At 44.2% G+C, this 23153-nt stretch carries 22 protein-coding genes and 1 tRNA gene; 10 read left to right on the forward strand and 13 right to left on the reverse strand.

Annotated features, from left to right (window positions below; genetic code table 11):
* The first annotated feature begins 13 nt into the window (after nt 1-13).
* Nucleotides 14-589: a tRNA(Phe) 7-((3-amino-3-carboxypropyl)-4-demethylwyosine(37)-N(4))-methyltransferase Taw3 gene (taw3, locus tag AC0S1O_RS05990; RefSeq protein WP_475393420.1), complete on the forward strand. Its 576-nt coding sequence runs from the start codon at nt 14-16 to the stop codon at nt 587-589.
* On the opposite strand, the gene AC0S1O_RS05995 is transcribed toward taw3, so the two are convergent.
* Both AC0S1O_RS05995 and priS read right to left on the reverse strand, forming a co-directional pair.
* Nucleotides 561-767 (reverse strand): 30S ribosomal protein S17e, encoded by a 207-nt coding sequence (locus AC0S1O_RS05995; protein WP_475393421.1) that lies wholly within the window; start codon nt 765-767, stop codon nt 561-563. The genes taw3 and AC0S1O_RS05995 overlap by 29 nt on opposite strands.
* 43 nt (nt 768-810) lie before the next feature.
* Complete coding sequence (priS, locus tag AC0S1O_RS06000; protein ID WP_475393422.1) at nt 811-2025, reverse strand: DNA primase catalytic subunit PriS; 1215 nt, start codon at nt 2023-2025, stop codon at nt 811-813.
* An 89-nt stretch (nt 2026-2114) separates the two neighbouring features.
* On the opposite strand from priS, the gene AC0S1O_RS06005 reads away from it, so the two are divergent.
* Genes AC0S1O_RS06005 through AC0S1O_RS06020 form a run of 4 tightly spaced genes read left to right on the forward strand, consistent with a single transcriptional unit; the run spans nt 2115 to nt 6166 of the window.
* Nucleotides 2115-2981, forward strand: a complete 867-nt coding sequence (locus AC0S1O_RS06005) for a DUF4430 domain-containing protein (RefSeq protein ID WP_475393423.1) — start codon at nt 2115-2117, stop codon at nt 2979-2981.
* Nucleotides 2978-3883: an energy-coupling factor transporter transmembrane component T gene (locus AC0S1O_RS06010; RefSeq protein ID WP_475393424.1), complete on the forward strand. Its 906-nt coding sequence runs from the start codon at nt 2978-2980 to the stop codon at nt 3881-3883. The genes AC0S1O_RS06005 and AC0S1O_RS06010 overlap by 4 nt, the downstream gene beginning before the upstream one ends.
* Nucleotides 3876-5462, forward strand: coding sequence for an ABC transporter ATP-binding protein (locus AC0S1O_RS06015; protein ID WP_475393425.1), 1587 nt, complete (start codon nt 3876-3878; stop codon nt 5460-5462). The genes AC0S1O_RS06010 and AC0S1O_RS06015 overlap by 8 nt, the downstream gene beginning before the upstream one ends.
* Nucleotides 5459-6166 (forward strand): ECF transporter S component, encoded by a 708-nt coding sequence (locus tag AC0S1O_RS06020; protein WP_475393426.1) that lies wholly within the window; start codon nt 5459-5461, stop codon nt 6164-6166. The genes AC0S1O_RS06015 and AC0S1O_RS06020 overlap by 4 nt, the downstream gene beginning before the upstream one ends.
* Here AC0S1O_RS06020 and truD read toward each other — a convergent pair.
* From truD to ftsZ, 6 genes are all read right to left on the reverse strand, one after another.
* A complete protein-coding gene (gene truD / locus AC0S1O_RS06025) occupies nt 6135-7367 on the reverse strand; it encodes a tRNA pseudouridine(13) synthase TruD (RefSeq protein WP_475393427.1) in 1233 nt (410 codons plus the stop codon). The two genes, AC0S1O_RS06020 and truD, sit on opposite strands and share 32 nt — an antisense overlap.
* Nucleotides 7367-7813 (reverse strand): nucleoside-diphosphate kinase, encoded by a 447-nt coding sequence (gene ndk / locus AC0S1O_RS06030; protein WP_475393428.1) that lies wholly within the window; start codon nt 7811-7813, stop codon nt 7367-7369. The genes truD and ndk overlap by 1 nt, the downstream gene beginning before the upstream one ends.
* Nucleotides 7785-8030 carry a 50S ribosomal protein L24e gene (locus AC0S1O_RS06035; protein WP_475393429.1) on the reverse strand — a complete coding sequence of 82 codons (246 nt, stop codon included), beginning with the start codon at nt 8028-8030 and terminating at the stop codon, nt 7785-7787. The genes ndk and AC0S1O_RS06035 overlap by 29 nt, the downstream gene beginning before the upstream one ends.
* A 5-nt stretch (nt 8031-8035) precedes the next feature.
* Nucleotides 8036-8245, reverse strand: a complete 210-nt coding sequence (locus AC0S1O_RS06040; RefSeq protein ID WP_008082961.1) for a 30S ribosomal protein S28e — start codon at nt 8243-8245, stop codon at nt 8036-8038.
* A 10-nt stretch (nt 8246-8255) separates the two neighbouring features.
* Entirely contained in the window at nt 8256-8621 is a 366-nt protein-coding gene (gene rpl7ae, locus AC0S1O_RS06045) for a 50S ribosomal protein L7Ae (RefSeq protein ID WP_475393430.1), read from the reverse strand.
* A gap of 76 nt (nt 8622-8697) precedes the next feature.
* Nucleotides 8698-9753, reverse strand: a complete 1056-nt coding sequence (ftsZ, locus tag AC0S1O_RS06050) for a cell division protein FtsZ (RefSeq protein WP_475393431.1) — start codon at nt 9751-9753, stop codon at nt 8698-8700.
* A gap of 197 nt (nt 9754-9950) precedes the next feature.
* Between ftsZ and AC0S1O_RS06055 the strand changes: the two genes are divergently transcribed.
* Genes AC0S1O_RS06055 through AC0S1O_RS06065 form a run of 3 tightly spaced genes read left to right on the forward strand, consistent with a single transcriptional unit; the run spans nt 9951 to nt 13773 of the window.
* Entirely contained in the window at nt 9951-11093 is a 1143-nt protein-coding gene (locus tag AC0S1O_RS06055) for a CBS domain-containing protein (protein ID WP_475393432.1), read from the forward strand.
* A 9-nt stretch (nt 11094-11102) separates the two neighbouring features.
* On the forward strand, nt 11103-12467 hold the full coding sequence (locus tag AC0S1O_RS06060) for a TldD/PmbA family protein (RefSeq protein WP_475393433.1): 1365 nt from the start codon (nt 11103-11105) through the stop codon (nt 12465-12467).
* A gap of 4 nt (nt 12468-12471) precedes the next feature.
* Nucleotides 12472-13773 (forward strand): metallopeptidase TldD-related protein, encoded by a 1302-nt coding sequence (locus AC0S1O_RS06065; protein ID WP_475393434.1) that lies wholly within the window; start codon nt 12472-12474, stop codon nt 13771-13773.
* 4 nt (nt 13774-13777) lie between these two features.
* On the opposite strand, the gene AC0S1O_RS06070 is transcribed toward AC0S1O_RS06065, so the two are convergent.
* Together AC0S1O_RS06070 and AC0S1O_RS06075 are read right to left on the reverse strand one after the other, a co-directional pair.
* Complete coding sequence (locus AC0S1O_RS06070) at nt 13778-14470, reverse strand: DUF1614 domain-containing protein (RefSeq protein WP_475393435.1); 693 nt, start codon at nt 14468-14470, stop codon at nt 13778-13780.
* Nucleotides 14467-15894 carry an oxaloacetate decarboxylase subunit alpha gene (locus AC0S1O_RS06075; protein ID WP_475393436.1) on the reverse strand — a complete coding sequence of 476 codons (1428 nt, stop codon included), beginning with the start codon at nt 15892-15894 and terminating at the stop codon, nt 14467-14469. The genes AC0S1O_RS06070 and AC0S1O_RS06075 overlap by 4 nt, the downstream gene beginning before the upstream one ends.
* 80 nt (nt 15895-15974) lie before the next feature.
* Here AC0S1O_RS06075 and AC0S1O_RS06080 point away from each other — a divergent pair.
* Together AC0S1O_RS06080 and AC0S1O_RS06085 are read left to right on the forward strand one after the other, a co-directional pair.
* Nucleotides 15975-16100, forward strand: a tRNA-His gene (locus tag AC0S1O_RS06080).
* Nucleotides 16101-16104: 4 nt separating this feature from the next.
* On the forward strand, nt 16105-17202 hold the full coding sequence (locus AC0S1O_RS06085; RefSeq protein WP_475393437.1) for a DNA primase large subunit PriL: 1098 nt from the start codon (nt 16105-16107) through the stop codon (nt 17200-17202).
* On the opposite strand, the gene AC0S1O_RS06090 is transcribed toward AC0S1O_RS06085, so the two are convergent.
* From AC0S1O_RS06090 to AC0S1O_RS06100, 3 genes are read right to left on the reverse strand one after another with little or no spacing between them, the layout of a single operon-like run.
* The gene (locus AC0S1O_RS06090) at nt 17153-17755 is read right to left on the reverse strand and encodes a CDP-alcohol phosphatidyltransferase family protein (RefSeq protein ID WP_475393438.1); all 603 of its coding nucleotides are present in this window, start codon (nt 17753-17755) and stop codon (nt 17153-17155) included. The genes AC0S1O_RS06085 and AC0S1O_RS06090 overlap by 50 nt on opposite strands.
* Nucleotides 17746-18264 carry an adenylate kinase family protein gene (locus AC0S1O_RS06095; RefSeq protein WP_475393439.1) on the reverse strand — a complete coding sequence of 173 codons (519 nt, stop codon included), beginning with the start codon at nt 18262-18264 and terminating at the stop codon, nt 17746-17748. The genes AC0S1O_RS06090 and AC0S1O_RS06095 overlap by 10 nt, the downstream gene beginning before the upstream one ends.
* Nucleotides 18265-18314: 50 nt before the next feature.
* On the reverse strand, nt 18315-23123 hold the full coding sequence (locus AC0S1O_RS06100; protein ID WP_475393440.1) for a C25 family cysteine peptidase: 4809 nt from the start codon (nt 23121-23123) through the stop codon (nt 18315-18317).
* Nucleotides 23124-23153: the final 30 nt, after the last annotated feature.

The raw sequence follows: 23153 nt of genomic DNA on the forward strand, positions 1-23153 counted from the left end.
AGTGGTTAATATGATGGGCAGAAAGGAAGCACTGGAAAAATACGAAAGAGCAAAAAGTCAGGGTCTTGTGGATAGAGATATAATACTCTTGCTTGATAAAATAAATTCCTTGGATGATTTTTACACCACCAGCAGTTGCTCTGGAAGAATAGTACTATTGAACATTCCAAAAATCGGGGATAAAAAAGATGCAAAGTTTCTCGGAAAATGGCACAGAGAAGTAGAGTATGGAGAGATAAAAAAAGCAATTGAGGAGTATGAGGGAGGATACCTATTTTTGCTCATGCAATCCCCAATAATACATCTGGTTGCAAGGGGTATGCAGAATGCAAAATATATTTTGAATACAGCCCTTCAATGCGGTTTCAAGTACTCATCCATAAAGGGCATTGAGCGAAATATGATTTTATTGGAAATTCTGAGCACGGAGAATATGAGTGTACCTGTGGGAGAGAATGGGAAAATCAGGGTTAATGAGAAAGAACTTGAATTTTTCCTAAAAATTGCAAATCAACTGCTCAAAAGGGCAAAGGGAAAACTTGATTGTTTGGAGAAAAAAATCAGCTGCCTTCCTCCCTCATCTTCTTAATTTTCCAGTACCTTGTAACGTATCCCGCAAGCATATTCCTCAATCTCTTAGTCTGCACATCGGTGAGTTTGGAAACCATCCTCTTGTTATTCTCAAAATCCCCATTGAACTTATCTGGATAACTGTCCACCAGCGCTCTAGCGACTCTCTTTATGTTTGAAGGCCTTATTGATCCCATAATAGGCGCAAATGGCATCTGGGATATATACTTTTCCATTAAATCAGCATCTCGCAACAAAATCGGCCATACCTCTCGCGACCAGGAATATTGCAAGGTAGTCGGGTACGCATTTTTCCTCTTTAAAAATGAATTTCTTTCCGCCCAAATTCAGGTTTATCTCGATCTTGGGAGCCACCTTTGAGTTCTCATTTTTGAACGTGTTGGGGATGGCATCTATCAGCGGATCGAATTTCTTAAATTCTTCTATGCTCAGGGGCTTTACAATGAATCCCGTCTTGCCATGCAGGGATCCTGTCAATCTTATGAGCCGGTGAATATCCGTGGTTACTGGTTCATCAATCTCGCTCCTGATCCTTAACTTCTCTTTTATGTATTGCATGAATGCATCACGAATCCCATCATCATTAAAAATCTGGAGTTTTTGCGACTCATCACTCCTTGCGAGATATTCAATTTTTGTAGTGTATTCCTTGCTCTCTTCCAAAAGCTCACGCACAATCTTCTTTGACAACTTTTTGTTTTTTATTATTTTGTCTATTTCATTGATCAATTCATCCCTTCCGGCATTTTTGTATATTTCAAGGAGACGCACGGATTCTTCGGTTATTCCGCGATGTATCTTTGAGTACCAGCCCCCGTACTCGTAGGGATAGAGATAATAAAGTTCACGCATCTTCTTCCTCCCTATTTTTATCCTCTCTTTCAGGATGAAACGATTTATATCCACCGCCTCTCCAGTAATGTAATTCACAATTTCCCTGCGTTCATCACTACTTAGCCTGAAAACCTTCTCGTTGCGTACATAGACATGGTAACCCCTACCTCCAGAAAAACTCAAGAACAGATCCTGCTCGTCAAATCCCATATCTCCAAGTAAAAAGTTGAATATCAATTTTTCAGCCTCCTTTTTCACTATGGCAAGCATCTCCTCGTAACTCTTGTCCTCCGTTTCGGGTATGTGGTCCGCATCCAGATCAAAAATAAGATCCGCGCCTAACCAGCCCTTCTCCTCCATATCTTGTTCTGAGGGATTCATGTAATATGCCGTGGAGTAGTATGCGTGCTTTGGAACGTAGTCCACCAGGAACCTTTTCAACTGCTTTTTGTTCTCAAATCTCTTGTGTCTGAGAACGAATTTCTTATCAAAAAACATGAAGCCATACTCCCTTCGGGTGAATCTGGGTGGAAGAATAATATCGTTTTTCAGGTAGTACTCTCGAAATTTTGACTTAAGAAACGCGGTGTTGGCATCCACGGTTATTGCATGTTCTGCAATATTAAATTCTTTTCATTGTAAAATTAATTTTAGAAAACTTAAAAAATTTTGAATCAATATCCTCTGCCATGGAAAGAAGGGTGAAGGGTGGAATTGTTACGGTTGTTGGAGTTATAATAGTACTCATAATTTTATTGTATCCCTATTTCCCTCACACCTCTGAGGAAAATTCTGGAAACTATGCGAAGATTATAATATCAGAGAATTTCGGAGAGAGATGCATAAAAAGCATTGAAGTCAAGCCGGGAGGGAGTGTAATAAAAACTCTTGAGGACAATTTCAACGTCACAACGGCCTACGGTGGAAAATTCGTAACATCCATAGATGGAATAAGGCAAAACGCCACCAATTTCTGGTTTTACTACGTGAATGGAATCTTGGCAAATGTGGGCGCAGCGGATTATATAATCCATGCTGGAGATGTTATTCGCTGGGATTTTCATGTTTGGAACCAAAATGAGGTGATCTACGCGGAAATCGAGGATTTTCCAGAGCCCCTTCTCCATGGATACGGCGGGCATGTGTACAACACAACAATCGTGTATTCATCAGGTTACGAAAAATATGCCATGGAATTGAAGAATTATCTTGCACAGAGGGGTGTTAATGTAAGCGTAGGAAGTAACGTAAGCAAATATGAAAATGTGATAATTCTCGGATATCCCGAGCAGGCAAAAGGGATAAATGAAAAATACGAAAAGTTTGGATGGATATACCATGTGCAAGATTCTCACATAATCGGCCCCGATGGAATGTACCTGGGTGCATTTGCTCAGATGGCCCAATCACCCTTCAATCCGGGAGGACTGGGTGTTTGTGAGAACGTTATCATCTGGATTTATGCCACAGATGGGCATTATATGCAAAGGGCAATAAATGACCTTGAAAACGGAAAAATCAGAAGTTTCTGGTACTTTACAGGTGAGAGAGAATGATCTGGCCCCTCTTTATTGTGCTCATTCTTCCTTACCTGGTATCAAGGGTGCAGATATCTCACATAAAAATAAATGAATTTGTGCTTTTTGTGTACCTATTTACAATGATCTACATAACTCTCATTCTAACATCTCCCTATTTTCTCACGGCAATACTTTTATCGATGCTCATTTTGAAAATTTTCGTCAGGTCTGATATGTGGAGAACCCTGATGAAGTACACTGTATATGTGGCATTATTTGTGTTCCTGTTCAATATACTTCTAAACACCAACGGCTCGGATGTGCTTTTTTCCTATGGCTTTTTAAAAATAACGAAGGAATCTGTTGCATTCTCAATATCCATGCTCCTGAGGCTGGAGATCATAATGGGGGCCTTTGCACTGTTCAATAGCAATGTTGAGATGGAAGATTTGATAACAATCCTTGAAAAACTCAAACTTCCAAACAAGGGCATACTTACAACCGCCATAGCCATGCGATTCTTTCCAATAATGCTCAGGGAGGCAAATGAGATTTCTGAAATTTTCAAGATGAGGGGCATTCCCGCATCGTCGGGAGGGATAAGGGATAGAGTATTTTCGAGGTATCCCATAATGGGTTCGCTGTTGAACCTATCTCTGGAACGTGCCATAAACATAGGGGAGGCACTTGAGACAAGGGGATATCCCTCAAAGCACAGAAGGGCCTGGAGAAAAATAAGGTTGAACGTGTGGCAGAAACTGGCAACTGTGGTTTTACTTATCCTTGGCACCATATCAACCATTCATGTGGTTCTCTATGGTAATTTCACTTTCTATCCCACCCTGTCTTCCCCAAATGGTGAGGATATTGCTGAGAGTATCCTTATGCTGGTGTTACCACTTTCAACTTTAATGGGAAGGGTGAGTGAAGATGATTGAATTTGAAGATTTCTCTTTCAGGTACCCCCTATCTCGAGATTGGACCCTCAAAAATATAAACTTGAAAATTCACAGGGGCGAATTTGTCCTGGTTGTGGGCCCTTCCGGGGGCGGAAAGACAACATTATTGAGGGCAATAAACGGCCTGATACCGCATTTTTACAGCGGTACGTTGCGCGGTACAGTGAGGGTTTGCAGTAGGATAACGAAAGAAAGCAGTGTAAGTCAACTTGCTGAGCGTGTTTCCACCGTATTTCAGAACATTGAAAATCAAATTATAATGAGCACCGTAGATAGAGAGATCGCGTTTCCACTTGAAAATCGTGGATTTGGAGAGAGCGAAATCTCCAGATGGGTGGAAGAGGCTCTGGATGTAATCGGAATTGCCCATTTAAAGGGAAGAAAGATATCACATCTATCTGGTGGAGAGAAACAGAAGGTTGCCATAGCCGCAAGCATTGCCACTCGCCCGGATTTCATTCTCCTGGACGAGCCCACAAGTCAGTTATCTCCAAACTCTGCTGAGGATATTCTAAGTTTACTGGAACGTCTAAATGACGAGTTTGGAATTGGAATAATCCTCGTTGAACACAGGCTTGAAAGGCTCATGCACAGGGTTGATAGATTGATAGTGATTCACGATGGGAAGATCCTTGATGATGGTGAGCCCAGAATTGTCGCTTCCCGAATTGATCTTGACGCACTTGGAGTTGGCTATCCACAGATTGCAAGGGTTGCCAGATACTTGGAAAAGCGGTTTTTGCCCTTAACCGTTAAGGAGGGAAGAAAGACCCTTGAGGAGGATGTTAGAAGGTTCAAGTTGAAGTCTGAAAATCCAGATTTTGGGAAATCCATTTTAAAAATCTCAAATTTGCATTTTTCCTATGACAGGCAGCATGTTCTGCAAGGAATAAATTTGGAATTGTGCAGGGGGGAAATTCTGGGTATAATTGGAAGGAATGGCTCTGGAAAAACCACACTTGCAAAGCTCATAACGGGCATACTTCAGCCTGAGAAGGGCCATATAATTCTACCCAATGTAAGAGGTAAAAATGGAAAAAGGGTTGCCATGGTGTTTCAAAATCCGGACATGCATCTTTTTGGTGACACAATATACGAGGATATCTCGCTGGGCGTAAAGGATGAGAAAAAAGTTGAAAATATTATGAAAACCTTAGGCATATGGGAACTCAAGGATAGGAATTCCCGGGATCTATCTGGAGGAGAGCGAATGCTTGCAGCCATAGCCTCCATTGCCGTGCTCGAACCCGAAATCCTAATACTGGATGAGCCAACAAGGGGATTGAGCTATTCCCACAAATTAAAAATTTCAAAATTCGTAAAATCCTATGCGAAATCGCGGGGGGCGATAATAATAAGTCACGATATGGAGATGATAGCAAGAACTGCAGATACTGTGGCCTTCATGGCCGATGGAAGGATAATAGCCCATGGAGATAAGAGGGACATTATGCCAAGGTCCATTAATTACACAACTCAGCTGAACAAGATAATGGTTTCTGTCAAGGGTGCAAACCCGAATATCCTTGTGGAGGAGGATGTGGAGGGGTTGATATGAACTGGAGATTCTGGACTTTTGCTATCTTGTTTTTCATCTTCATACTCATAATCTTTTCCATAATTTATCCAATTTTTTCAGGTATTGTTTCAATGATCATAATAACCCTGAGTTTACTCTCCCTTCTATTTCTTTACGAGAGGGATTCTCTTCGAGGCAAGGAAATTGCAGTTATCGCCATGATGGGCACATTCTCAGCGGTAGCCCGTGTGCCATTTGCTGCACTTCCCAACATACAGCCATGCACCTTCATAATCCTCATCTCCGGATATGTATTTGGACCGTTTGCAGGTTTTTTGATCGGTGCTGAAACCGCTGTGCTGTCAAACTTCTTTCTCGGACAGGGCCCATGGACACCTTGGCAGATGTTTGCCTGGGGAGTAATAGGGGTAATTGGATATTTGTTTCGTCTGGCTTTTAAAGGAAAAAAATACGAGTTTGAGATGTTTCTTCTTGTGGGTTTTCTAAGCGGGTATATTTATGGTATGATAATGAATCTGTGGTACTGGCTTTCTTTTGTGTATCCCCATACCTGGCAGAGTTTTTTGATGGTGGAGGCTACATCCATATGGTTTGACACGCTACATGCTGTGGGTAACGCCATATTTATAGACCTATTTGCTATCAGATTCATAGGAACCCTTGAGCGCTATCGGATCAGATTTGGGCTATTCAGTAGAATTCCAGATTCTCCTGCTTCATAAACTCACGCATCAGGGATGTGGCGTAGGATCCCCTGTGAAGGGTGAACATGAATCTGCATTCATCCCTTTTGTAGTCAATTATTGGAGATATCATATTTCTTCTCCGCCCCCTTGAGCTCAACTCGTACAGATCCTTTATTCTGAACATCTCGCTGGTTATACCCTCATTTTCTATTATTTTTCTTTCTATCTCACCCTGGATCCCACCTGAAAAATTAGTGTTGTAGCCAAAGAGGATCGTGGACACGTATGCTTTTTTCTCTGAAACCAGCTTCTTTATCTTGGGAAAATTGAAATCATTGACCTCTACAAAATCCTGAATTGGAAGTCCCTGAGAATCAATTTTCATTACAATATCTCCGACCTTCAGATCCACACCCATTTTCAATCTTTCACTCAAAATCCTGTTGAAAAGGTAACTCTGATATCCGTGAACAAAAAGAAGCAGCAAATTTTTTGGTAGTTCCCTGAGGGCTCCCACATAGTCACCCGGGTTCTTTATCAAATAATTCAAGATGGCCCTTTCGTAACTGGCATTCTTGTCGATCTCCTTGATGGCGGCCAGGGGGTCCATATTCTCAAAGAAGATCTTTCTGCCATCATCGGATTCAAATGCTGAAGGAAATCCCACATAATATCTAACGGCATCTCTGTAATTTCCCTGGATTATGAACTTTCCAATGAGGTGTGTTATGGGCCTAGATGCTCCAAATCTCTGCACACCGAAGAAATTCGGAAAAAAGCCGTTGAGTTCCTCCTCTATTTTTTTCACCCTATCATCGCATATGGCATCCTGAAGGAGGATGTCAAATCTGTTGCCATAGAGATCTCCTATTTCCAGGCACTGATCGCTTCTGAAGGTTTCCAATATCTCCACATCCTTGAGGTGGATATTAAGATCCCCCTGATAATTCAATATGCAAAAGTATTGCACGGTTATGCCCCTCTTGTCCTTGTTTCCTGCAAATTTTATCCTGTGTCTGCTCATACCCAGGCTCTTGCTTAAAATCTTCACAAATCTGTTTGTCTCCCAGTTTCTCAATTGCACTTTCAAAAACAGATTTTTTCCGCGATCCTTTCTTTCAGCAGCCAGAGGGATCTCCTCAACGTAAAAATCCTCAACCCTTTTCCTTAATTTTCCGCCGATACCGGGGGAATTGGATAAAAAAGAAAAAATGCCGATATCTTGTTCGGTGTACATTATATCCAGATCTCGTCCACAAGGCGATACTCCAAGATCTCTTCCTCGCTGAAGAATATTGGGATCTCCCTTGCTGCCGACTCTTCGGAATCTGAGCCATGAACCAGATTGTTCTGTATGCTCATCGCGTAATCTCCTCGTATTGTGCCTGGCTCTGCCTCCACGCCATTGGTTTTACCCATCATCCTGCGCACAACTTCAATTGCACGCTCTCCCTCAAGCACCATGGCTATGATTGGCCCAGAGGTTATGTAATCTATCAAACTCTCGTAAAAGGGCTTGCCCCTGTGCACCTCGTAATGTTTCTCCGCCCTCTCTCTGCTGAGCCATAGCATCTTCATTGCCACGATCTTAAGTCCCTTCCTCTCAAACCTGGATATGATCTCGCCCACAAGACGGCGATTCACTGCATCAGGCTTAAGCAGTACCAGCGTTTTCTGCCTCATTCTTTCTCCTCTCCAGCAAATGCAATCTCACCTTTTTCTCCTTCCTATAGGCCTCGGTCCATCTGATCCTGCGAGGCACTCTGCCCAGATGTATCATATTCTTCTGGCACTTGCTGCTGCAGAAATACAGCACGGTTCCATTTTTCATAACGTACATCTTCCCTGTGCCGGGCTCGATTTCCCGTCCGCAGAATGCACAAACATGTTTTGCTGGCATACGAATCACCTTGCCTCCAGTTTACGTGCCTCGCGGGCTGTTTCTCTAAGCATAAGTATGTCTCCAACACGAACAGGACCCATAACGTTGCGGGTTAGAATCCTGCCCTTATCCCTTCCCTCAAGAACGCGAACCTTAACCTGAGTAACCTCACCGGTCATACCTGTACGACCCATAATTTCAACGACTTCCGCGGGTGTCGCTTCATCTGCCATCTAAACCACCTTATTTTTTAATGGTGCTGATCTGATCTATTATTTCCTTAAAGGAATTGGCAGCCTTACCAAAGTCAAGTATACTCACAGATGCAGCACTCTTTATTCCAACTCTCTTCCCCAGTTCTTCCTTGGTAGCCACATAGGCATAGGGTATTCCCTTCTCCTCGCAGAGCAGTGGAAGATGAGCCACAATCTCCGGAGGATTCACGTCCTCCGCAATCACCACAAATTTGGCATCTCCACGCTCAACGGTCTTTGTCACCTCATTTGTTCCCTTGCGCACCTTTCCCGTCTCACGGGATATTTCAACAGCACTGAGTATCTTGTCCTGCAGTTCCTTAGGGGTTTCAAACCTTACATATATTGCAGCCATTTTCTTTACCTCCTTCATTTAGTCAATCATAGGCAAAGCACGAAAAGGATGATGGTATAAATAATTTGTGAAAAAATCAGTAAACCACGGATATGAGGTCGTTTATTCCTCCAATCTCCTCAGTGAAGTACCTTGCCTCCTTCTTTGGCAGATAGGGTGTGTGTACTCCCGTGAGTATCGTCGTTATCTTCAATTTCTTGCTGTACCTGTCGTCTATCCTTGCTCCTATTTTAACCTCCGCATCCTCCCTTATACCTGAAGTTATTCCCTCCGTTATGTGGTAAACCGTCTGAAGTGACATCTCGGAGCCACCTGTTATGTGTATAAGTGCTCCATTTGCCCCACGGTAATCTATGTCCATAAGAGGATTGTTCAGGGTATCCACCACAGCATCCTGGGGAGTGTAGTAATTTCCTTCTCCGTAGAGTATCGTGGATGTGCCCCCATTTCTCATTATTGATTCAAGATCCGAGAAATCTATGTTCATGAGAGACGGAATGGTTATTGCCTCCGAAAGGTTCTTTATCACATCACCGATGAGATAGTCCATTATCGCGAAGGCCTTTGATATGGGCAGATTCTTTGCAAGTTTTATGAGATTGTTGTTATCCAGCACGATAACGGTGTGCGATTTGTCCCTGAAACTCAGAAGGGACTCCTCTGCAAGGGCCCACCTTCTCTTTCCCTCCGCCTTGAATGGCATGGTGACCATTGATATCACCAGGGCTCCAGCATCTCTGGCAATCTCTGAGATCACAGGACCTGCTCCTCCACCAGTACCCCCTCCAAGTCCTGCAAGAACAAAAACTATATCGGCTCCGTCAAGAATCTTGTAAATATCGTTGTAGGCCATCTGGGCTGCCTGCTCACCAATCTGCATATTTCCCCCAGTGCCATGTCCACGGGTTATTTTCTTTCCTATGAGGACCTTCTTTGAGGCATCCACAATCGAGAAATGAGCCTTGTCGGTATTCACAGCAATTAACTCCGCTTTTATCTGCTGGGAACTTAATCTTGTGATGCTGTTGCATCCACCGCCACCTACACCTACCACCTTTATGTTCACACCCGATTCGTTTCTCTCCACAGGATCAAGTGAGAGAGCATCTCTAACCAAATATTCAAGACCCATTACCATCACCTTTCATATAGTTGTCTGACAAATTATCTATATACGTCCGACATATTTAAGCCTTTTGGTAACATATCTGAAGTGCTAAAATGTGTCGAATGATGGAATGATTTACAAGGCAAAAGTTTATTTCCTCAGATTGCATTATAGTAGTGGGCAGGAAATATTATTGAGTTCTTGCCTGTGAGGTGATAGATATGGAACCAGAAAGCATAAAGGTTGGAGAGGTTATGACAAGGGATGTTATCTCAGTGAAAATTGGAGACACCATCGCCAAGGCCATAAGTAAGATGCAGGAGCATGGATTTCATGAACTTCCGGTGATAAACGATAGGGGCGAGCTTGTGGGATTTCTGAATTATCGTATACTTATCAGGAGAAAGAGCCTGTCCATATATTCAAGGGTGGAAAACGTTATGGTAAAGCCACCCACAGTGGATCCCGATGCGAGCATAGTGGATGTCGTTAAGTTGATGGTGGATGCCGGGTACAGGTCAATACCTGTGGTCAGGAAGAACAAACTTGTGGGTATAATTTCCAGAACGGACATACTGAGGCTTGTACCCGAGATGAAGGAAGTGGCGGATTTGCCTGTGGAGGATGTTATGACCTCTGAGCCCGATGTGGTTGAGGAGGACTCACCCATTGAGTATGCAATTGACATAATGAGAAAACTGGGTGAGATGAGCGTGCCCGTGGTTGATGAGAACAGAAAACTTGTGGGCATCGTGCACATGCGGGATGCATCCCGCGCCATATGGAGGGACAAGGAGCGCGCCAGTGTGGGCGAGGTTTCCGGAGAGAAGAAAAAGGTTCAGGTTCTTGCCAAGGAGATTATGAGCCCTCCCGTTTACGTTGAGGAGGACGCCTGCCTGTGTGATGCCGTGGAAAATATGCTGAAGTTCCACTCGTCCATATGCGTTGTTGTGGATAAGAAGATGGCTCCCATTGGCGTCATTTCTCAGAGGGATGTTATTGAAGCCGTAATGCGTAAGGGAAAGCCTGAAGGAGTGTTTGTTCAGATAACCGGGCTGGATATTGAGGACACAGAGCCCTACCTGGCCATATACGATATGGTTGAGGATTTCTTGAAGAAGATAAACAGGTTCAAGGAATTCAAGCCCCAGATGCTGACCTTCCACGTGGAGGAGCACCATATAAGCGGTAAGGAGATCAAGTACAGCGTTCGTGCAAGGCTCACAACGGATAGAAAACTTTTCTTTGCCAAGGACTACGACTGGAACCTGTACAGGGCATTTAGGGACGTGCTTGAAACCCTTGAAAGAAATGTAAAGAAGGAAAGGGAAAGGCTCTTGGAATACCGTAGAGAGGTGCTGTGAGGCGATCTTATGGAGGATGTTATGAGAAGGGTGCTCGATGGAATAGATGCGAGATTCTCCGAGATAAGGTATATGAGGATTAGAAGCAATCGAATTGTGGTCAAAAATGGGGTGGTGAATTCCATATCCTCCATAGACGAGAGCGGATTCGCTGTTCGCGTGGTGAACTCTGGAATAGGGTTCGCAGCCACGAATGATGTGGACAAACTCCAGTATGCGGCCGAGATGGCTGAGAAACTATCAAGAAAGAGGAGAAACGCTGTCGGGTTCTCCGAGGAGAAAAGTTATGAGGACTCTTGGAGCGTTGAGGAAAAGAAAAAAATAGACAATTTTGGCACAGAGGAGAAGATTGGGTATCTTCTTGATGTGGACAAGGCCCTAAAAGCGGAGATGAAAATTCAGATGCTCCATGACAAGGTTATTGAGAAAGTTTACATGAACAGCGAGGGAACGCTGATAAGGGCTCGCATTCCCCGGGTGGAGTACTTCTACATGATGGGTGTTATGGAATCGGGTAACTTTGAGCAGGCCTACAGGCAGTACGGGATGAGCGGTGGATACGAGATCTTCGATAGGTGGAATATGCTTGATATCCTCCCGGAGGAAGAGAGGGCTCTGAGGGAAATCACAAATGCAAAGAAATCTCCAGATGGAACCTTTGACTTGATAGTTGGGCCCGAGGTGGCCGGTATAATAGCCCACGAATCCTGCGGACATCCAAGTGAGGCGGATCGCATACTGGGAAGGGAGGCCGCCCAGGCGGGAGAGAGTTTCATAAAGCCTGAAAAGATGGGAGAGAGTATAGGCAGCGAGGTTGTAAATGTTGTGGATGACCCAACGGTGCCCAACAGTTTCGGTTACTACAAGTACGATGATGAGGGTGTGCCTGCGAGAAGGAGGTACCTTTACAAGGAGGGTAAAATAAACGAGTTTCTGCACAACAGGGAGAGTGCCGGAAAACTCGGAGTGCATAGCAACGGAGCCGCAAGGTCATCCTGGTGGGATCGCGAGCCAATAGTCAGGATGAGCACCACCTTCTTCGAGCCTGGAGATTACAAGAAGGAGGAACTTTTTGAAGATGTGAAAGAGGGAATCTATATGAAGAGTTTCACCGAGTGGAACATAGATGATGTGCGCTACAATCAGAAGTACGTTGGTCGAGAGGCATACCTGATAAAGAACGGTGAGATAGTGGCACCCCTCCGCAGACCTGTGCTGGAGATAACAACTCCCGGTTTCTACAGCAGGGTTGATGCTGTTGCAGATGATCTTGAATTCTACGCGGGTACCTGTGGGAAGGGGGATCCAATGCAGGGTGTTGATGTGTGGATGGGTGGCCCGCATCTCCGTCTCAGAAATGTGAGGTTGAGGTGATCATATGGATCTTGAAAAATTGCTCAACAGGGCCTTGAGCCAAGGTGTGGAGGAGGCTGCGCTCCTTCTAATCGATAGGGAGAAAAGACAGGTCAGATTCTCCAACAACGATATTGACGTATCCAAGGTTTGGATAGAAAAGAGCCTGGAAGTTTTCCTTTCAAGGGGAAAAAGAATATTTATGACTACCATAAAGGATATGAAGCACGCAGAGGAAATGATCGAGAGATATGCAAAACTGCTTCCGTCTCTTCCGGAAAACAAGGATTTTTACGGCATAAATCCTGAAAAGCAGAGTTATGGGCCCAGCAAGATGGAAGAGGATATCCTGCATATGGATCTTGAGAATCTGGCAATGGATGTGATAGAGGGTGCTGTGGAGAAGGGCGCAACCCGCGCTTCCGGCGTTATTTATCGTGATCATGTTAAGAGAGAGATTCTCACCACCTACAACCATGCTGAGGAGGAAGTGGCGAACATTGACGTGGTTGTCAGGGCTTTCAACGAGTATCGCAACGCCGGGCAGGAGGCCGTAACCACTGCAAGTGCCAAGGATCTTGAGAATGTTAGAGAAATAGGTGAGCGTGCAGGCTCCATCGCCTCCATGGGGGGTCAGCCAAGGGATGGCAGAGAGGGGAAATTCAGGGTTCTGTTCCATCCACTCGCCTTTGGCTCGCTGGTGTCCTACAGTATGCATATGGCCTCAGCATTCAGTGTTGATGCGGGGATGAGTTTCTTTGCAGGTAAGTTGGGTGAAAAGGTATTCTCAGAGAAACTTACCCTCTATGATGATCCCACATTCTTTTCCACGGGGCACAGGACATTTGATATGGAGGCTACGGCTACACAGAGAACTCCCGTGATTGAGAGAGGTGTGGTGAAAAATTACCTGCACAGTTACTCTACAGCCCAGAAATTCAAAACAAAGAGTACGGGAAATGCAGGTATAATAAGCCCACAGGCGTGGCAACCCGTTATGGAAAATGGATCAAGGGGTTACAATGACCTTCTTGGAGAGATAGAAGAGGGACTTTACATTGTGAACCTGTGGTACACCAGATTTCAGGATTATAGAAATGGAGATTTCTCCACAATACCCAGGGATGGAATATTCTATGTGAAGGACGGTGAGATTGTGGAGTCATGGAAGGGCATAAGGGTCACGGAGAACATGCCGCATCTATTCTCCTCGATTCTTGATGTGAGCAGAGAAAGGGAAAAGGTGAAGTGGTGGGATGAGGTTCTGCCCTCGTATCTGCCCTACGTGCTTGTGGACGGCGTGAACATTACCCGTTCCACCCTTTGATTTTTTATATCAGCAGTACCGCTATTATGCCCGAAAGGAAAATCCCGTCAAACGTGCCCGCACCACCTATGCTCGCCACGGGCGCTCCGAGTTTTTCAATGTCTTTAAGATGCATCAGATCCGCTCCTATCAGAGTTCCCATCGTACCGGCGATATAGGCCACGGGTACCGGGTTTTCCGGGGAGATGAATATTGCGGTTATGGCTGCCACTATGGGTGGAAGAAACGCGGGCAGTGCTATGCCCATACCCTTGACAGGTCTGGCAAATATGTATGAGACAGCGCCAACAATGGCTATTCCTATGAGACTTTTTAGCATCAGTATGTATGAGGAATGAATGGCCATTGACCACAGAATTAGCAGGGATAGGAAAATCGGGATTATTGCACCCCCAAGGTTTACAGCAAGAAGGGTCGTATTGTGGGGCGTATGCGGGATCCTGTAGGATATTCCCCAGAAATTCACCGAACCCTTCTCCCTCATGGGTATCTTGCTCTTTATTCTTGAGATTGGTATGTTAACGAAACTGCCAAGCAATGCGAGCCAGAAAAGGGTTATGGAGACCCTAGGAGGTATTCCCAGTTTAACAAAGGCTATGGGTATTCCGAATGCGAAGAAAATCGAGAACATAAAGAAAAATAAAATGTAGATGAACAGGACTAGATAGTGGAACGGGTAGTATAGGTAATGCTTCATTCTATCAGTTCCTCCACATTTACCAAATATTCCTCTCCATTCACCCATATCTTGTACTTCCTTCCTTCTTTGGGTAGTTCAATGGGCTCATTGAGCAATCCCTTTCTACGCATCAGGAATTTCCTTGCAACATCTGGGAAGAGAGCGTAGGAGAGCACATCCTCATCGTTGTCTGCAAGGTCTCCAATCTCATTCTTCAGCTTTTCAAATTCTGGCTCAAGGAGATCCGCAGGCCTATGCGTTATTGGCTTCTCATCTCCGAGAACCTTTTTCTTTATCTCAGGATTTATCTCTCCCGGTGGTTTTCCATAGAGGCCCTTTATGTAGTTTCTCATCTCCTTGGTAACCATCTTCCATCTCTCTCCGGATATGACGTTCATAACCGCCTGGGTGCCTACGATCTGGCTGAGAGGCGTGACGAGTGGAGGATAGCCGACTTCTGCGCGAACCCTTGGAACCTCTGCAAGCACTTCTTCAATTTTATCCTCTGCCTTCATCTCCCTCAACTGGTTGTAGAGGTTTGAGAGCATTCCGCCAGGAACCTGGTAGATGAGCACCCGGGTATCTGCAATTCTCATCTCCATCCTGGTGTATTTCCTAAGTTTTTTCTCCACACCTCTGAAATATTCCGCAATCTTTTCCAGTTTCTTCAGGTCCATACCCGTATCATATTCCGTGTTTTGGAATGCGGCCACCATGCTCTCCGTTGCAGGCTGGGCAGTGCCAAAGCCGAAGGGAGACATGGCGGTATCAATTATATCCACACCGGCCTCAACAGCTTTCATATACGTTACAGGAGCCCATCCTGCGGTGCTGTGGGTGTGCAGATCCACGGGCACGCTAATCTCCTTCTTGAGCATCTTGACCAACTTATATGCTATCGTTGGGCTCATCAGGCCTGCCATGTCCTTTATGCATATGGAATCCACACCCAGTTCCTCCAGTTTCTTTGCCATATCCACATAACTTTCGATGGTGTGGATCGGGCTTATTGTGTAAACCACAGAGCCCTGGGCGTGGGCACCCACCCTTTTAACGGCTTTTATGGCAGTTTCCATATTCCTTATGTCGTTTAGTGCATCGAATATGCGGAATATGCCAATGCCTGCCTCGTGGGCCTTGGCGACGAATTTTTCCACGATGTCATCCGGATAGTGCCGATATCCAACGAGATTCTGACCGCGCAGAAGCATTTGCAATGGAGTATTCTTAATGTACTTTTTCAGAATCCTTGGTCTGTCCCAGGGATTCTCATTGAGGAAGCGCATGGCGGAGTCAAAGGTGGCGCCTCCCCAGACCTCAAGGGAGAAGAACCCCATCTCATCCATTGCCTCTGCAATGGGTACCATATCCTCGGTGCGCATTCTCGTCGCGAACAGGCTCTGATGCCCATCGCGAAGCGTGGTGTCTGTTATCTTAACCATACTTTGAGGAATGCTTAACCATTAAAAATATTTTGGCCTAAAAAACTTTATGTATTTCTTTTCTTTTCACTCCTTGCATGGCCGGGATAGGGTAGGGGCTATCCTGTGGGACTGTGGAGGCCCCTTTCTTAGGAAGAAAGTGGCTTTGCCTGTAAAGAAGGGGCTTCGGATATCCCACGACCCGGGTTCAAATCCCGGTCCCGGCCCTGTATGGATTTAAGAACATACGTGAAGTATCCTTTTCTTCCAGGGGCGGTTGATATTGTCAAGAATATAAAATTAGATGAACTTCTTTCATCTCCAATCTACGAGGATGCAAGGGAATACGGTATATCCCGTGTTAGAAGCGGATTCACGGGGGAAAGAGTGCCCTTCACGAGTGATGAGAACAGGATAATCGGGTTCTACGTTTCAAAGCTCTTTCTTATGGCCCTAAACGATCCAATAATCACAAGAAGATTCGCAAATATGGTGCGCGATGAAATTGAAAGATACCTGCTTGGAGACGCCGACGAGAATGTTTATGCAGTTGCCAGTGCCCTGAAAATATCCCACAGGAATGTGGATGAGAGTACAAGGGAGTTGTATGAAAAGTATCCCAAACCTGGAACCACCGGTGTGAAATTTGAAGTTTTCACGCAGATACACTTTCTTGATTTTATAAGATATGCATCAAAATTGAGCGGTGAGGCCTTTAAACTGGTGTATCAACCCCTAAAGGATGGATGGATACCTATGGCAAGGGAAGAATTTGTGAAGATCCTCAGAGAGGCATTTGTTCAGGAATTCGTGGAGGAAATAGAGGCCCAGGCTGAACGGGCAAAAACACTGAGAAGGTACTTTGAAAATGAGATAACCAGGATGCGAAACTTGAAAGACGAGTACATTGCAAGATACACGTCCAAAGAATTTGGAGATGTGACGGAAGATGCATTTCCTCCCTGCCTGAAATCCATAATTGTAAAACTGAAAAATGGAATAAACCTGCCCCATCAGGCTAGGTTCTTTCTCGTTACATTTCTTCACAAGATCGGAATGAAGAACGATGAAATAATGAAAATATTTGCCACGGCTCCCGATTTTAATGAGAGTATGACAAGGTACCAGGTGGAACACATAACCGGAGGCATATCCAAGAAGGAGTACGAGGTGCCAAAATGCTCAACTCTCCAGGCCTACGGACTCTGCATAAGGGATGTTGCCAACGACTCACTCTGTAAAAGGGAGTGGATGACCCATCCGTTGCTCTACTACAAGGTCAAGAAGGAATGGATTTCCAAGCGTGAAAAACGCGCTGAATCGCAGTGATGTGCCCCAGCACGGCGAAGAGAAGGAGAATCCATGAGGATATGGAAAGGTAATATCCCCACCAGAAAAATTGAATTATTGGCAAAATCATAAGGATGACCAGGCGATCGGCCCTGCCAAGAATGCCGCCATATATGCGTTTCAGTCCAACTGCCTGCGCCTGAGTGCCCACATAACTTGTCATGAACACCCCGCTCAGGGCAAACAACCCTATTAGCGCATCTGAATACGGGCTGAGTGCTATACCAATTATTATCATCATATCCGCATACCTATCAATAAGATGGTCAAGAAAATCTCCCCTCTTGGAGGATATGCCCCTCATCCGGGCCACCTTACCATCAATCGCATCAAGAAGGGACGCTAAAATTATGAACAAGAATGCAAGAAAAAGATAATATGGGGAGAACCACGTTAGATAATAGGATAATCCAGCCAAAAAAGAGATGAGCACGGAGATCAGCGTAATGGTATTTGGATGTATCTTCATAAATGGTTTTGAGATCTTCGTAAGCAATCCGTCAACTCTTGCCCTGTAATTGTTCAGTACCATTTGAGTATCTCCTCCATGTAGTTTATTCTAACTCCATATTTTTTATCCCAGGTGGTGATTATGTGTATGATTTCATCTGCAGTCTCCCTTGGACCCTTCCCAGTGGTATCAACTTCAAATACTTTATCTTTGCCGTGACGGGATATGGATTCTGAGGTAATTAGCCCCATGGCCTCCGCTTCCAAATTCTCTCTTATTTTTCTCTCCCCATAGCCCCTTTTCTCCAATCTTTTTCTGAGTTCATCCGGATGACAGCGAAGCACGATAACCATATCAACTGGCATCTCATGGGAGTAATGCCCTTCCAGTATGATATTTCCATCATTTTTTAATCCTTTCACCCTATCCCTAAGCATCTCTATGTCCACTACATAGGATTCTCGCTCCTCATCGTAATACATCCTTGCGTCTTCAAAATCTTTGAGGTAAATTATCTTATACTCTTTCTCCAAAATCCTCGCCACGGAGGTCTTTCCCGTTCCAGGTGTGCCTGTGAGGGCAATGAGCATAAAAAAGGAAAGGAACAAAGGATTATAAAAATAGCGAAGAAAAGGTCAGATCAGGACCAGAGATCGTCTTCTTTGTTTGAATCCTCTGTGTTTTCCTGAGCCTCTTTCGTATGCTTGAACTCCGTGGGTTCAACTATTTCCCCTTCACGCTGCTCATTTCTTGGTTTTCTTGCCACCGCAATGAGTGCTATTATGAGTGCTATGATTGCTATCACTATTCCTGCGTATCCTATCTGGTCGCTTGCATTTATGGCCTTTGATTGCTCCTCATTCTTAGCCTTTATATCTGATATCTGGGTATTCAGATTGTCTGCCTTGCCCTTCAGATCATTTATTTGGTTCTGGAGATTCTGGATATTGGAATTTATCTCATCCATGAGAGAGGTATTCATATTCTGAATGGCTCTGTTCAGGGCACTTATGTTCTCCTGGAGAGCACTCTCAAGATAGTTGAGCGTTGCATTCAGGGAATCTATTTCACTCTTGAGCTGGGATACATTGCCTTTCAGTTTGTATATCTCGTTCTGCATTGTGCTTATCTGTGATTTTATATTTCCTATCTCTGCATTTATATTGTTTATTGCCTTCCACAGTTCTGGTAACTGGGGCAGATACAGTACTGTAACAACCTCTGTTGCGGAATTTCCAGCACTATCGGTGGCAGTTACCCTGAATACGTTTTGACCCTCTACAAGGGTAACCTTATAGGTGAAAGTCCCGTCGGAATTTACTGTTATCTTTTCTCCATTTACTGTCACCGTTGCTCCAGGATCTGTGGTGCCGTTTATCCAGAATACGGAGTTGTATGTAAGAGGTACATTTGTTGGTGAGGTGATTGTCAGTTTTGGAGGTGTGGTATCTACCACGAAACTCCACGATGAAGATACGGTGTTTCCACCATTATCCGTTAGCTGCACGGTCACAGTATGCTTTCCGTCTGCAAGTAAGAACGGAACATTTACCACTATATATCCACTATTCCCATTGGACACTATCTGAGCGGTCAATGTAATTCCATCAAGTTTCACAATAACGTTTGAGAACGCACTATATATTTCATCGTACCACTCAAACTTCAAAGTTGGGGCCCTGTTATTGGTGACCTTATTTGCCAGTGAGAAACCAACAAGTTCAGGTGCAATTGTATCCTTTATGTTTATCGTCTGGTAAATTATATTGTTTGCGTTTCCTCCTGTTGTTAAGGTTGCACTCTCTCTAGGAGTATTTGTTACTATCTTGTACCATTGAATTCCTGCCGTAGTGTTGCCGAGAGGAATATCAGCAGTGACGTACTTACCTGAAGGAATAGAACCCACCGTTGCATCGTTAATGTGTGAAATTCCAGTGGCATAGGCATCTATGTAGAATCCTGTATAATTCACCGCTTCATCGGATTCAAGAACAACATACACCTTTGAACCATTGATAAATGGAGTCCACATATTCACATGGAATCCTGTATAACTCTGCACCAATGCACCCGTTGAGTTGTATATGTACACATAATCATATCCTGGCTCAACCATAAGGTACTGGAAATGCAGGGCAATACTGGTAGCATTTGGTGCAGTTATCTCCCAAGTATTTTCGTAATTGTTTGGATATGGGTGTGGGGACTGCACATCTATACTGGAAACCCCTGTATAACGCCACAGGGCTATACTTGTACCATTGGAGGATAGAGGACCATAGTTGTACAACGATATCTTCAGATTGTCGTTGTTCTGCACGGCATTTACAGGGGCAACATCATAGCTAAGAACGGTGAATGTATAAATGCTGTAATACCCGTTGGGATAGTAGAAGCTCACATCATTGGCAGTATTTATATCACCAGGAGTTTTTGCCTGTACCATGATATAGTCAGTTCCGGCCACACTGGGTGTCCAAGGTACAGTTATAAACTTGGTTTCACCGGGTGCAAGTGTAACGCTGCCTGTGGCGATGGTTCCATGCATATCTGCCACGGTGTAATTCGTAACCGCAGTTTCACTTGTGCCTATATTTGAAATTTCAAATGTAATCTCATTCTGATCACCCACCACAGGATCCCTTCCGATGAATACTTTCTGAGCCCATACGTCCACTGGAAGGTGTACGTGGAACAGGGCCCAAGTGGCATTATTGGATGGATTTGAATCATCTTTGGCCCAAACCGATGCAACAACGTACTGCCATCTTGCTGAAGAGTTTGTTGGATCCATTCCCAGAGGTATGAGGTTTACAGGTTTCCATGGTATGGTTACATATGCTACATCACCGGGGGCAAGTGAGGAAATCGTGCTGTTACCAAGCCAAACTAGGGGATGCGAGAGATTATGCTGCTGGAATACGAGAACGTAATTTTCCAGGTAGAAGTGAACAGTTATGTTGGTTGCTGTTGCATTTCCTGAATTGTAAATCACAGCGGTTACATTTGAACTCTTGCCATACTCTATCTTCTGGTAGTCAAGGAGGGCTATTACTTGCACGTCAGGAGCCGTGGTGCTTGACGATTGAGCCTGCAATTTCATAGGTGATCCGCTTATGCTCTTCTTTCCCACATTAAGGGGTGGCAGTGGTGATTGACATGACATGTAGAATCTGGTGTTCTTTCCATCCATGCTGTAAACTGATAGTATGTAGGTACCCTCCCTATTTGGTGTAAATTTGTATGTGAAATTATTTATTCCTCCAGATGAGCTCACAGGAGTGAGTGTCTTCATATCAAGAATGAAATCGTAATATGTAGTTGCGCCACCCCAAGGACCTGTGCCGTAATCATGCTCCAAGTAAAGAAGTTCTACCTTGACCTTTGGAGAATCTGTGCTTATATTCACAGTTACCTCTTTTCCTCTTGTTATCACAGGCACATCGTTTGCATTGTAGATCGCATGGGGTATTTGCACCTGGGGCACATTGTATGATGGATTATTTGCACCATTTCCAGAAACTTTCAGAGCAGGATCTCCAATAAGAGAGTACTCAAAATAAGATCTCTGCCATAGATTCATATTCATACCACTATCAAGAGTATCAACCATTCTAAGAGAAGGCCCTAGCCAGTAGTTGTATTCAGCAAGGGCATAAGAGTACATCATTCCCAGAGTGGCCATACCATAATGATGTGTGGCTATGAAATATCCTGCAATAGTACCGTCCTCGGTAATTAAATCACCAAAATCATTTGGTGCAACTAAAGTACCATTGTCAAAGTAGGCAAATGTGCTACCATAGGCTTCCCTATCCGCTCCAAAGTATGCTATAATTCCTTTGGGGGAATACAGCATCTGCTCAGCTATGGATGTTCCACCATTTATTCCAGAGGCAAATTCAGAGGGATATATCTCTTCATCCCAAGCACCATTTAGACAGGATCCAGATATATAGATTGGTAGGCTGCTATAAGAGGTATTCATACCAAAGTCCCAGGCATTTATGTCATCGTTATGGTGCCAGAATGAGAATCCTGAACCGTGTGTGATCTCAATGATCATATCACTGTTGTACATCATCTTCACAAAATTGTTGTATGTATAATTGCGCAGTGTGTGGAAATATTCAGTTACCTTTGTGCCATCCAGCCATCCATAATTAAGAGGCTCAAGTACACCTGTCTCTCCTAAGAAATAGGGAGTCTCAAACACCTGGCCACCCGAGAGTGTAACATTCTCAATGTTTCCCGTTTTATGGGTACCATAGTATATTATTTTATTCACCACTACGTTCGCCGTGAGCGGGTTTACAGGGATCCTTCCGAAGAAGAAGCGAGGTTCATAGCTGAAATATGTGGAGTTGTAATTGGGTTGAGCATAGAATGCATCTGTAGGTACCCAGGAATCGTACAAAGATCCACCTGCATTGTAGGCCCAGAGGAGATACTCATACTGATCTAGCCAGTAATAACTGGGAGGTACCATTCTGGCATTTCCGAATATTGTTACATATGTCACATTGTTTCCATAACTTTCGTTTTGAAGGAATGCAACTATCTTCTTTGCTAGAGGATAATTATAACCAATCATTGGCTTAACTATTGGGAGAGTTTGGTTCCCTAAAATAGCGTAGGGATCGGTGGTATCATTGGCATAACCGTTAACTGGCGGATTAGAAGCCGGCTGGAAATTCTCGGCGATCCAAGAAGTGGTAACAACCCATGATGTCAAACCTGTGCTGTTATGAAAATCTGCCAGTCTTTGTGCAGCTTCTTTCAGTTGAGGTGATGTAATTATGATGTTTGGAACATCTATGGGAGCCGAACCTGTTTTAAGAGCGCCAAGACTGTAACTAACTGTGATTCGAGCATCTGTAAGTATCTTCACCTCACTAGTAACTGGGTTATATCTTACGGGGTACAGGTATACGTAGACCTTAACGCCGTTCATCGAAGGATTTACCGTGTAGGTGAAATCCCTGGATGGATAAAATTTGTTGCTGTGATAAACCTTCATATTGTATTTTGGAGGGGAGTACCTTGCAGGAAATCCCTTGCCAGATTTCAAGACAGGGGCTGGAGCGGGGGATATCTTTAATTTCCCATAACTCATAATATGTGTCCTTTCCATACTTATGTGAATATCCTTTGCATTTTTTGGAAGGATGAAACTCACAATTTTCACAGGAATAACAGGTTTTCCTGGAATCTGAAGGATGCGCATATCCTTCCCGATGAGGTATCTCCCTCCATTTGGACCCGTAACATATTTCAGGTCATTCAGACTGATATGAATTTCCTTGGTTAAAACTCCATTTTCACTGCCATTTGATGGAGAAACAGCCCCTGCTAGAGGCTGGAAAACACTGAGCACTCCAAGTGCTGTGAGAATCATTAGAAACACTACTACAACACTACCTATTTTGCTATAACTTCCACCTTTCATAGGCATCACCCTGTATATCGGGTGTGATAA

It is taken from the genome of Candidatus Aciduliprofundum sp. HYA1 (assembly GCF_056175085.1).